General features: G+C 56.1%; 6 protein-coding genes and 1 tRNA gene. 3 read left to right on the forward strand and 4 right to left on the reverse strand.

Annotation, left to right across the window (positions count from 1 at the left end):
• Positions 1 to 60: 60 nt before the first annotated feature.
• The 4 genes from G604_RS0101480 to G604_RS0101495 all read right to left on the reverse strand — a co-directional run bounded on the left by G604_RS0101480 (position 61) and on the right by G604_RS0101495 (position 9,293).
• Entirely contained in the window at positions 61 to 2,982 is a 2,922-nt protein-coding gene (locus G604_RS0101480; RefSeq protein ID WP_028908992.1) for a PD-(D/E)XK nuclease family protein, read from the reverse strand.
• The gene (locus G604_RS0101485) at positions 2,979 to 6,545 is read right to left on the reverse strand and encodes a UvrD-helicase domain-containing protein (RefSeq protein WP_028908993.1); all 3,567 of its coding nucleotides are present in this window, start codon (positions 6,543 to 6,545) and stop codon (positions 2,979 to 2,981) included. The genes G604_RS0101480 and G604_RS0101485 overlap by 4 nt, the downstream gene beginning before the upstream one ends.
• An 88-nt stretch (positions 6,546 to 6,633) precedes the next feature.
• Positions 6,634 to 6,707: transfer RNA gene (locus G604_RS0101490), tRNA-Cys, on the reverse strand.
• Positions 6,708 to 7,001: 294 nt separating this feature from the next.
• Positions 7,002 to 9,293 (reverse strand): NADP-dependent malic enzyme, encoded by a 2,292-nt coding sequence (locus G604_RS0101495; RefSeq protein ID WP_028908994.1) that lies wholly within the window; start codon positions 9,291 to 9,293, stop codon positions 7,002 to 7,004.
• A 119-nt stretch (positions 9,294 to 9,412) separates the two neighbouring features.
• On the opposite strand from G604_RS0101495, the gene G604_RS0101500 reads away from it, so the two are divergent.
• The 3 genes from G604_RS0101500 to G604_RS13245 all read left to right on the forward strand — a co-directional run bounded on the left by G604_RS0101500 (position 9,413) and on the right by G604_RS13245 (position 12,341).
• Positions 9,413 to 10,036: a TetR/AcrR family transcriptional regulator gene (locus G604_RS0101500; protein WP_028908995.1), complete on the forward strand. Its 624-nt coding sequence runs from the start codon at positions 9,413 to 9,415 to the stop codon at positions 10,034 to 10,036.
• A 2-nt stretch (positions 10,037 to 10,038) separates the two neighbouring features.
• The gene (locus tag G604_RS0101505) at positions 10,039 to 11,013 is read left to right on the forward strand and encodes a GNAT family N-acetyltransferase (protein ID WP_051220158.1); all 975 of its coding nucleotides are present in this window, start codon (positions 10,039 to 10,041) and stop codon (positions 11,011 to 11,013) included.
• Between the two features lie 74 nt (positions 11,014 to 11,087).
• Entirely contained in the window at positions 11,088 to 12,341 is a 1,254-nt protein-coding gene (locus G604_RS13245; protein ID WP_081657607.1) for a DUF4861 domain-containing protein, read from the forward strand.
• Positions 12,342 to 12,351: the final 10 nt, after the last annotated feature.

The raw sequence follows: 12,351 nt of genomic DNA on the forward strand, positions 1-12,351 counted from the left end.
CTACGCAAAATTACAGTATAGTTTTGAAGATCCCAAATATTTTCGCGTATTTTTTTCCGCTTATTCGGGTCGTCCGCAGAGGGCCCGATAGGGGCAGCGGGTGCAGCGGTCCTTGTCGGAGGTAGGCTTGAAGGGCTCATCGGGGTTGTAGATATCGGCGAGGAGCCTCTTCAGTCCGGCCTCGAAATCCGGGGCATAGGCCCGGATATCGTCGATCTTCTCTTTTCCGATGGCCAGCACGGGGTCGTAGTCGGCACCGCCGGCATGCTGGATATAGAGGAGGGCAGGGATGACGGGCGTGGGCGCCTCATGGGCGAGGCGCTCCGGCAGTCCCGCGGCACCGTCCCGTCCCTTCTTCAGCATCTCGACGATGAGGGCATAGAGCATGGTCTGGAGAAAATAATCGGTATGGTTCTGCAGATTATCGCCCGTGAAGATCTCATCGACTGTCTTAACGGCAAGCTTGTTGTTGGCCCCCGTCTTATAGTCGACGACGCGGATATACTCCTTCAGCATCCCGTTCTGATCCTTCCTCCTGACCTTGTCGAGGCGGTCGATGAAACCGTAGATGGCGACGTTCCTCGACTGTCCGTCAGCCATCTCGACGTTGAACTCGTGACTGACATTCTTCTCCAGTCCGAGGATGGTGAACGGCGCCTGGTCCTTGTCGATCCGGGCGAGCTGCCGGAGATAGTCGATGATGACCTGCCGGTTGATATACTGCAGACCATTATACTCTGCCTTCTGATGCTCATCGAAATGGAAGAGCTCCTCGTTGAAGGCACGGTCCACGAGGATATCGAACTGTTCGGGATGCTTGAGGGTCTCCTCGAGCTTCTCCTTCGTCACCAGACCGTTGCGATCCATGAGACCCCGGTAGAGGAGTTCGGCGGCCTTATGGAAGATATTTCCGAAGATACGGTTGTCGACCTCATCCTCATCGGTATCGTCGGGCTCCGTGATCTTCGCCACGAAACGGTAGTAGAACTTCAGCTGACAGTAGATGAAGTTGTTCAGGGCCGTTGGGGAGAGGCTGCGCGTCCCGTTGAGGACCCGCATGACGGCCTCGTCCTTCTCGATGGGCATGATGACGGTCTTCACGGGGATCTGTCCCACGGCGAGGCTCTCCCGGAGGATCGGCTGACGGCTCTCGACGAGGAGCTGGAGCATGAACCGCGACATCTCCCCGTTGCGGTTGTCGGTAGTGGCATGGTTGAAACAGAGGGTCACGTCGGAGGCCCGCTGCAGCAGCCGGTGGAAATAATAAGCGTAGATGGCCACCTTATTATCGATCGTCGTCAGTCCGAAGGCCTTGCGGATGGCATAGGGGATGAAAGAGGAGTCGTTGACACTCTTCGGCATGTTACCCTCATTCGTGGAGAGGAGGAGGACATGGTCGAAGTCGAGGTTACGGGTCTCGAGGACACCCATGACCTGTGTGCCGACGACGGGCTCGCCGTGGAAGGGGATGGAGGTGGTCTTGATGAGCTGTCCGAGGAGGCGCTGCCAGATGTTCAGGTCCTCCGTGAGATCGCCGGCGTCGATGAGGGCGCAGAGACGGTTGATGAGGGTGTACATACGGAAGAGGGCTTCCTGGAAGAAGGGATCCTTCACCGAGGGTGCCTGATCGTCGGCCACGGCCTGATGGTAGTGGGCGCCGATACGTCGCAGGATGTCGAGGAGCCAGTGGGAGAGACCGTTGGCGGGGTAGTGGAAGAGCAGTCGCAGTCCTTCGTCATCACCGGCGAGCTCATCGCCGGAGAAATAGAAACGTTTGCCGACCTCGTTCAGGGGATCGCGGTCGGTGTCGGCGATATAGCGAGCATAGGGATGGCGGAGGATCATGCGGATCCAGTGGAGGCGGTATTTGTCGGCAGAGGGACTGTAACCTTTCGTCTGCAGTTCCACGAGGATATTGACGAGGGTAGCCACAGGAGTCTGTGCCAACGGGAAGCCCGTGGTGACATTGAGCTTCTCGACCTCGTCGGGGAGGGAGTGGATGACCGTCGGCAACAGGTTCTCATCGCAGAGGACGACGGCGGTACGGCTGCCGGCGTTGATACGCTCACCCTGGTTGTCGAGGAGCCAATCGGCGACATAGCGGGCCTGGATATTCTCCGTGGAGGCCTCAATGAAACGGATGTCTTTAGGACGGGAGAAGTTGCGGTAGATCTCCGCGTCCGTGGTATCGAGTTCATTGGGATAGGCTTTCAGATACTGAGCGATATAGTGTCCGGCCTCCTGACCGTGCATGTAGTAGTCGTCGAAATCCCAGTAGAACTTTGCCTTACCCGCTTTCTGCAGCCGGTCGCAGAGGCGCAGTTCCACCTGTTGCATCATGTTGAAGCCGACGAAGAGATAGGTGTCATACTTGAACGTGACGGACTGGTCGTTGACGACACGGCGGTAGAGGGCACCCTCGTAGGCCAGGCCCTGACGCTCGAGGCGGGCGTTGAAATCGTTGTAGATATCGAGGAAATGACTCCACAGCCGGAAGAACCGCTGCTTCAGTTCACTCTCCTTGTCGATGTTGAAGTTCTTGAAGAACCGCCGGAGGATATCTTTCTGTTCCTCAGAGAGATAGTTGACATCGTCATACTCATGGATATCCTTCAGGTTCGAGAAGATCTTCGTGGCATCGGCCATATTCTTGTCGATGTCGTCGAAGTCGCTGATGAGGAGTTGTCCCCAGCCATAGAACTTATCAAGATCCTCATTGAGTCCGGTGACCTCATTATAGGATTTGTGGAGGTCACAGACGAGCTTGATGGGGTCGCCGACGGCCAGCGTGGAGTGCCGGCGGAAGAGGTCGGAGATGGTGATGTAGGCCGGGCTCCAGATCGGGTGTCCGGCCTGGGTGGCCAGTTCCTCATTGAGGAAGAGAGAGGCGCGCTTGTTGGGGAAGACAACGGCGATATGACTGAGGTTGTCGCCATATTTCTTCAGGATATCGCGGGCGACATAATATAGGAATCGTTTCATTTTACTTCTTCTATACGGTTAGGGAGAACATACCAGATATATCCGGTGATATTTTGATGGCCCATGGCCCGGAGCAAGTCCATATATTCCTTGACTTGGTCGTGGTACTCGTCATGGTGCTTGGCGAGCTTGAAATCGACGACGATGGTCTCGTTGCCGTCGGTCATCACACGGTCGGGGCGGCGCTCCTCGGGCTGGTGGGTATCGGGGTTCATTCGGAGGATGGAACACTCGGTGAAGAGCTGCCACCTCGGGGAGAACCAGTCACGGATCTTCGGTGACTCGACACGCTTGCGGATCATGTCCTTCAGCACGTCGGCCTTCAGGGCGGTGTCGTAGATGACGCCCTCGAGCTCGAGCTCCTGCAGCACACGGTCGACATCATCGGCGGTATTGATGGAGCTGAAGATGCGGTGCATGAGGTCACCCGTCTGGATGAAGGAGGTCGGCGCGTCCTCATCCTCCCGGCCGCTGACGAACTCCTCGGAGCGGTTGCTCTGCTTGAAGACGAGGGGGGCGTCGTAGTTGCGGATGTCCACGCGCAAAGGCGCCACGGGGCGGAGGAAGACGTTCGGCTCGGGAGCGGATTCAGAGGCGGACCCTGCGGCGGCCTGCGGCGCCGAAGACGAAGCGCTGCCTTGCGCTTGCAAAGCGCAAGCACCCGACGGCAGGCCCTGAACGGCGGCGGACTGCTGCGACGGGGCGGACTGCTGCGACGGAGCAGGCTGCTGCGACGGAGCAGGCTGCTGCGACGGGGCGGCGGGCTGACCGAAGGAGAAGACGGCGGGGGACGTCTTGGGGGCGTCGAGGGCATCGAAGGTCGCCTCGTCGGCGATGGCGGCTGTATAGACGCTGTTGGGATCGAAGGCATCGATGAGCTTATCCTCCGTGGTGTCGGCATTGGCGGGGAGCTGCGGCTGCCGGGCATCCTCCTGCAGCGAGGAGATCACCTGTTCGATGAGGATGCTGCGGCGTGAGACATTGTCGCCATGTTTCGTGAGGATATAGAGACTCTTTCCGGCACGCGTGAAGGCGACATAGAGGAGGTTGAGGTTATCGATGATATCCTGGAAATGTTCCTCCTGATAGTCCTCCTCGTAGACGGACCCCACCATCTGTTTCTTACTGAAGTCGATCGGGATGACGGGCAGGGCGTTATAGGGTGCCTTGTCGGTGGAGCACCAGAGGGTATGGGATTTCTCCAGCTGCCAGTCGCAGAAGGGCATGATCACATGGTCGAACTCGAGGCCCTTACTCTTATGGATCGTGAGCAGTCGGATACCGTTGACCTCATCGCTCTGGATCGTCTTCTTGCAGAGCGTGTCGGCCCAGGCGTTGAGGAAGGCGGCGAGGTCGGGCACCTGGTCCTGGGCGAAACGGTTCAGCTGGTCGAAGAAGGCACAGACATAGGCGTTCTGTCCGTCGAGCTTCTCGAGGTCGAAGAGCTGGTAGAGTCGCTCGACGAGTTCTACGAGCGGCATCTTCAGCAGTTCGGGGAAATGGGCCGTGAAGGCGTCGGGCAGGAGGGTGTTTAAGGCCGCGATCATCTCCCCGTCCGTATCCTTGCTCTTGAACAGCATCGGTTGCAGGATAGCCGTCTCCGGGGCCTCCGACTGCAGCACCTGGGTCTGATAGAGTTTGACGAGGGTGGCCCGGCAGAGGAGGTTATCGGGGGTGAGCAGGGTCTGTAGGGCAGCGATGATGATATTCACGGCAGAGGAGGCATCGAGGCGGAAGGCCTCGTCGCTGACGAGCGGGATATCAGGTTCACTGTTCATGAAATAGTCACCGATCTGTTGGATCGTGGCATTGCTACGAACGAGGATGGCAATATCTTTCGCCTTCACGCCACCATCGAGGAGCTGCCGGACGATGTCAGCCGTCTTCTGCAGGGTCTCCGGCTCATAGGAGTCCTTGGCGTTGGCCAGGAAGTCGACCTCGACATATCCGCCGCCTTTCTCCTTTTTTTTCGCGGGGATGTCCTGGTCTACATCGGCATAGGCCTGCAGCAGTTCCGCGTGACGGCTCTTGCTCGTCTCGCCGACCTCCAGGCCCGTCAGGAAGGCGGCACGGCGGAAGAAGGCGTTATTGAAGGTGATGATATTCGGCAGGGAGCGCCAGTTGGTCTGCAAACTTCTGAGATCGAGACTCTCTGCGGGGAACTGTTGGTTGATATGGTTCAGCAGTCGCCAGTCGCCGTTACGCCAGCGGTAGATGCTCTGTTTGACATCACCGACGAGGAGGTTGTTGACGGCGCCACTGTTGGGATCACTATGGCTCATGGTCTCCAGGAGGAGTTTCTTGAAGTTGTCCCACTGGATATTACTCGTGTCCTGGAACTCATCGATCATGATATGGTTGAGCATACTGCCGATCTTCTCGAAGATGAAGGGAGAGTCGTCGTCTTTGATGAGTCCTTTGAGGAGCGTCTGCGTGTCGGAGAGGAGGAAGCGGTTGGCGGCCTCGTTGTTCTCCCTGACGCGGCGGCCGATACTGCCGAGGAGGCGGAGCTGACTGAGGTGGTTCAGCGTCAGCTTGGCGGAGAGATAGTCTTTCACCCAAGTGGCACGCTGTTCCTCGCATTTCACGAGCAGCGGATGGAGCTCGCCCCTGACGAGATCGAAGAGGGGATTACCGTCGACGGCATCCTTCTTGTTGACCCAGTTGGCGGGATCGTCGAGGCATTTCTGCGTGGTGGTGTTGAGGAGATGTTCCGTATCGGTGAAGTTGTTGTTCCGGAGCTTGTTGAAATAGCTGCCGATGCCTCTGTCCTTACCTTTCAGGTCCAGATAGGTGAAGCCGTTGGCCTCGAGCTCGTCGAAGAAGGTGGCGGCATATTGCTGCACCTGGTCCTCAATCTTCTTACAGGTCGTGGAGAGGGTGCGCTTCAGATCGTCGAAGAAAGAGGAGGCCTGAGTGCCCCGGGAACTGTCGAAGAGTTCCTCCAAGGCCTGCTGGTGCGTCTTATAGTCATCCTCGAAGATCTGCTTACCGAAGGACTTGATCTGTCCGATGACATTCCAGCCCTTGTCGTCACTCATCTTGTCGTGGATATAGTCCATGATCCAGAAGAGGACGGGATCGGTGGCATCGAGGCTCTCGATGAGTTCGTCGACGGCCTCGTCGAGGACCTCGTTGTCGTTGAGACTGACACTGAGGTTGGCCGTGAGGTCGAGCTCACGGGCGAGGTTTCGGAGGACGGTCTGGAAGAAGGCATCGATGGTCTCCACGCGGAAATAGTTATAGTGATGGAGGAGACTGGTCAGGACGATGGCGGCGCGGCGTGCGATCTCCTCTTCGGGGAGTCGGGTGTTGGCCTTGACGACCTCGAGGTAGTCGCGGCTGCCGGGGAGCTGTCGGGCGATGCCATAGAGTTGGGAGAGGATACGGAGTTTCATCTCTCCCGTGGCCTTGTTGGTGAAGGTGACGGCGAGGATGTTACCATATCCGGAGGGGTCGTTGATGAGCAGGGATATGAACTGCGTGGCCAACGTGAAGGTCTTTCCTGAGCCGGCGCTGGCGCGGAAGACGGTGAGTGGTTTCTGTATGGAGGATTGTGCCATAAACAATATATCGTTGTGGTTAGAATTGAAAAAGGGAGTCTCACTTCTCAGCGAAACTCCCAGATGTACAAAGTTACAAATTCTATGATGGAGGTGCGTGGCAGAGTCGAACTGCCTTAAGCGGTTTTGCAGACCGGTACCTAACCGTTCGGACAACGCACCATGGTTTTGAATTGCGAGTGCAAAGGTAGTAAAAGTTTTTCAGCCGTGCAAATTTTTCGGGGATTTTTTTCATTTTTTCTTTGGGGGAGGGGTAGTGGGAGCTATCTGCGCCTCCTTGCGCTTGCAAAGCGCAAGCACTTGACGGCAGGCCATGAAACGCGGCGGCACTGCGTGAACGCGGCGGCACTGCGTGCGCCGAAGGGGTGAGGGAGGGCATAAAAAGGCCCCTCCCTTGCGGGAGGGGCCGGAAAAATAGGTTCCCTCCCTTTGCAGGGAGGGTGGCGGTCACCTTTTCTATTCTTTACCGTTCTTGATCTTCTCCACGTAGGCGTCGATGACGGCGACGGCGGTGATGTTGACGACATCGCTGACGGAGCTCTCGAAGTCAGTGAAGTGGATCGGCTTGTTCAGACCCATCTGGATCGGGCCGATGATCTCACAGTCTGGATCGAGGCTCTGCAGGAGCTTGTAGCTGCCGTTGGCGGAGCTGAGGTTCGGGAAGACGAGGGTGTTGACATCCTTTCCCTTCAGGCGGGTGAAGGGATACTTGTCATCCCGCAGGTCCTTGTTAAGGGCGAAGTTGATCTGCATCTCACCGTCGATGGGGAGGTCGGGGAAGTCTTTCTGCATCATGGCGACAGCATTATGGACTTTCAGCGGCCCACCGATGGCGTCGGTACCGAAGTTGGAATAGCTGATCATGGCGATGACGGGGTCCTCGTTGAAGAACTTCACGGTGTTGGCACTCAGTTTGGCGACATCATAGAGCACGCTCTCGTCGGGATGGCGGTTGATGAGTGTGTCGGCAATATAATAGGTGCCCTTCTTCGTGTTGAGGATATGCATCGTGGCGAAGTGGTTGAAGCCCGGCTGGATGCCGACGACCTCCTTGGCCACCTTGATGGTATTGCTGTACTTCGTATACAGACCGGTGATGAAGGCGTCAGCGTCGCCTTGCTCCACCATGGACATGCCGAAGTAGTTACGCTCATACATCTTATCATAAGCCTCCTCGAAGGTGTAGCCTTCACGGGCACGCTTCTCGGCGAGGTGCTTGGCGAAGGTGGCGCGGCGGCCCTGCTCCTGGTCAGCACGCATATCGACGATCTCGATGCCTGAGAGGTCGAGTTTCAGACGATTGGCGATACGTTTCAGCCGGTCGGGGTTACCGAGGAGGATCGGCTGACAAATACCCTCTGTCTTGGCCTGGACGGCAGCCTTCATCATGGTCGGGTGACCACCCTCGGCGAAAACGACACGCTGCGGATGCAGACGGGCAGTATCGTGGAGCTTACGCGTCAACTTCGTCTCCTGACCGAGGAGCTGGCGCAGGTTCTTCTTATAGGCATCCCAGTCGGTGATGGTGCGGCGGGCGACGCCACTCTCGATGGCGGCCTTGGCGACGGCGGCACTGACCTCCGTGATCAGACGGGGATCGACGGGCTTCGGGATGAAGTATTTCGGACCGAAGGTGAGGTCGTTGACATGGTAGACATCATTGACGACATCGGGCACGGGCTCCTTAGCGAGCTGTGCGATAGCCTTCACGGCAGCGAGCTTCATCTCCTCGTTGATGGCCTTGGCGTGGACGTCGAGGGCGCCACGGAAGATATAAGGGAAGCCGATGACATTATTGATCTGGTTAGGATAGTCGCTGCGGCCCGTGGACATCAGCACGTCGGGGCGGCTCTCCATCGCCTCCTCGTAGGTGATCTCCGGTACAGGGTTAGCGAGGGCGAAGACGATCGGGTTCTTGGCCATGGAGCGGACCATGTCCTGACTGACGATGTGTCCCTTGGAGAGACCGAGGAAGACATCGGCGCCGACCATCGCCTCGGCGAGCGTGTGGACATCGCGGCGGCTGGTGGCGAAGAGTTTCTTCTGCTCCGTCAGGTTCGGACGGTCATCGGTAATGACGCCGTGGGAGTCGAGCATGACGATATTCTCCTTCCGGGCACCGAGGGCGACATAGAGTTTCGTACAGCTGATGGCGGCAGCGCCGGCACCGCTGACGACGATCTTCACATCCTCAATCTTCTTGCCGGCCACCTCCAGGGCGTTGAGCAGTCCGGCAGAGGAGATGATGGCCGTGCCATGCTGGTCGTCATGCATCACGGGGATGTCAAGAGTCTTCTTCAGACGGTTCTCGATATAGAAGCACTCCGGGGCTTTGATATCCTCGAGGTTGATGCCACCGAAAGAGGGAGCGATCTTCTCTACGGCCTCGCAGAACTTCTCAGGGTCTTTCTCGTTGACCTCAATATCGAAGACATCGATGCCACCGTAGATCTTAAAGAGCAGGCCCTTACCCTCCATGACCGGTTTGCCGCTCATGGCGCCGATATCACCGAGGCCGAGGACCGCCGTGCCGTTGGAGATAACGGCAACGAGGTTACCTTTGTCTGTATATTTATATACGTCATCAGGATTTTTCTGAATCTCAAGACAGGGATAGGCGACACCGGGCGAATAAGCCAGACTCAGGTCTGTCTGTGTGCGGTACGGCTTGGTCGGTTTTACTTCGATCTTACCGGGTCTTCCATTAGAATGATAGGCTAGGGCAGCCTCTTTCGTGATTTTTACCATAATATAATCATGTTATTGGTTTTCTTCGTGCAAAGTTAATAAAAAACGATGTAAAAACAATCAGTTTTCCGAACTTTTTTTGTAACTTTGTCACGAAATCGATTACATGGTTAACAACTATGAATACGACAACAGCATATAAGATCAATCTAAAACAGAAAATTCTTGAGGCCGCTTTTAAACTTTTCTGTCGGAAAGGTATCCGTGCGGTGAAGATGGATGACATTGCCGCATCCCTCTCCATATCGAAGCGGACGGTCTATGAGATCTTCACCGACAAGGAGAGTCTCGTGCTCTGTGGCGTGAAGTATTTTAATGATAAGATGGACCGAGAGATGGATGCCTACGCAGAAGTGCCGGAGCATAACCCCATCGACAGTATCATGTTTTTCTATCACCGGCAGTTGGACTTCAACCGCCATGTGGTACCGCAGTTTTACGAGGATGTCATCAAATATAAAAAGGTGACGGATTTTATCCAGAATCTGAAGGTAAGGCGAGTCGACGACGGCACGGCATTCTTTGAGAAAGGCGTCAAGGAGGGCTATTTCCGTCAGGAGATAGACTATCGGATGGCCTTGCAGGTTGCCCAGTCGGCCTTTGACAACTTCCATGATTCCAAGAAGATCAAATGCTATAAGACAGAGGATATCTTCCGCAGTTTCATCTTCGTCTTCCTTCGCGGACTCTGTACGGAGAAAGGCCTGCAGAGTCTCGATCATCAATTGGGTTTACTGAAATAGTCATGGATATCACGATACGGATCATAGACAAGTTGAACGATCTCCCGCCACTGAGAGATACGGTGTTCTTCCACAGCAAGACGTATTTCAAGGTCGCCGCGGAGAGTCCCCTGACGACGCCCCTCATGGCCGTCGCCGAGGATGAGGAGGGGCATATCGTAGGCCATCTGCTGGCGGTGATCCGTATCCGTCATACCTGGCTGCCGCCGTTTCTCTTCCGTCAGGCCCGTATCTACGGCAAGGGAGTCTATGCCGACGGTGTCGACGAGGAATATGTCTTCGGACTGATGCTCCATGCCATGACGAGGGCGTTGAAGCGGCGCTTCTGCGTGCTGATCGAGGTGTCGGATATCTGTCCGAAGATGTTTGGCTATCGTATGTTCCGACGCTGTGGCTATTTCGCCCTGAAATGGCAGGAAGTATACAACTCCCTGCACAGTCTGGGACCGGAAGAACGGCTGACGGAGAAGACGGAACAGCATATCCGCAAAAGCCGGGAGATAGGGGTGGAGACCACGGAGACGACGGATCCGGAAGATATCCGACGGTTCTACAAGCTCCTCTCGGGATTCTACCGGCTGCGACTGCGACGGGTGCTGCCGCCGCTGCAACAGATCCTGCAGTTACAGGCCCTGGGCAGTGCTCATGTCCTCGTGACCCGTTTCAAAGGCCGGATCATCGGTGGCTGTGTGAGTGTCTATTCTGATGGCGATGCCTTCCTCTGGTATCTGGCGAGGGTGAAGAAACGTTATGTCATGCTTCATGCTGACTCGATGACGGTATGGCAGGCCATTGTCAACGCATGGCAACAGGGGTGTCGTCATATCCGTTTCCTCGATGTCGGACTCCCGTGGCGCCGCAATCCTTTCCGTGAGTTCATCCTCGGTTTCGGTGGCAAGCCCGTGGCCCGCTATCGCTGGTTCCGCTTCAATATCCCTTGGATCAACGGTTTCTTCAGATGGTGGTACAGGGAATGATAGAAATGGAAAATGGAGAATGGAGAACGGAGAATAGAGAATAGAAAATAGAAAATAAATAATAAACAACAACAATGAAGACTATACTAAAACAAACCTTATTGATCGCGCTGGCCTCACTTCCTATGAATGGTCTGGCAGCGCAGCATGCTCAGGAGACGGGCGTCAAGACCGTCGTCGTCAGCAACCACACGCATCAGGAGAAGAAAAACGAGCCTGTCATCTGCACCCTTGACCGGCAGGATGTCGACTCTGCGTCAGTGACGAATGAGAAAGGGGAGGTGATCCCCTGTCAACTCGATGACCTGAACGGTGACGGGAGATACGACGAACTCTGTTTTCTGACCGATATCCCTTCCCGAAAGTCCCTGTCGTTCACCGTGCGGACGTACCAAGGAGGACATCCGGCCGTCTTTGCCGACCGTACCTTTGCGCAGATCGTACTGCCGAGCAAGAACAAGAATCTGGCGAAGAACGCGCAGGATGTCTTTGTGGACCGCATCGCTTTCAGCAACCGTACGAAAGATCCCTATCATGCCGTTCACGGACATGGGATGATGTTTGAGAATGAGCTTCTGGCCCTCCGTGTCTATTTCGACCACCGGCAGACGGTTGATCTCTACGGCAAGCGACATCAGGGCTTGGAGTTGCAGGCCACGCAGTTCTATCCTTCTGCGGAACAGTTACAAAAAGGTTATGGTGATGACGTGCTCTGGGTCGGCAACACCTACGGTCTCGGGGCCCTGCGGGGCTGGGATGGTTCCCGGTCATTGTTGCTCAGTGACGTGAGGAGCCGTGAACAGCGTATCCTCGCTTACGGACCTGTCCGGACGGTCGTTGAGATGCGTGATGTCCACTGGACACCGGCACCGGGGGCTCCAGCCATCAACGCGACCATGCGCTATACTCTCTATGCCGGTCACCGCGATATCCGCGTGGATGCCTTCTTCGACGGCGACACGTCGCAGACTTTATTCGCTACAGGATTGGTCAACGTGAAAGGATCGGAGGAGTATAGTGACCATAAGGGCCTGCGGGCCTGCTGGGGCACCGACTGGCCGACGGGAAAGGATGACGGCAAACACCAGTTGGAGACGGTGGGACTCGCCATTCAGATCCCTCAGGAATATTTCGTCAAGGAGATGCCGGCCACCCAAGACGACTATACGATGGTGGTGCGGCCCCAACAAGATGGTGCAGGAAAGAGTCATCTCACCTATTATATATTATATACGAGTAAGAAAGAAAACTATGGCTTTTCTTCAGCCAAGGACTGGTTCCGTTATGTAGGTGGCCGTCCTGTTGCGGCCACGCAAGGAAAAATGTAGGTACAGAAAA

This window comes from Prevotella sp. AGR2160 (genome assembly GCF_000424185.1).
GTDB lineage: Bacteria > Bacteroidota > Bacteroidia > Bacteroidales > Bacteroidaceae > Prevotella.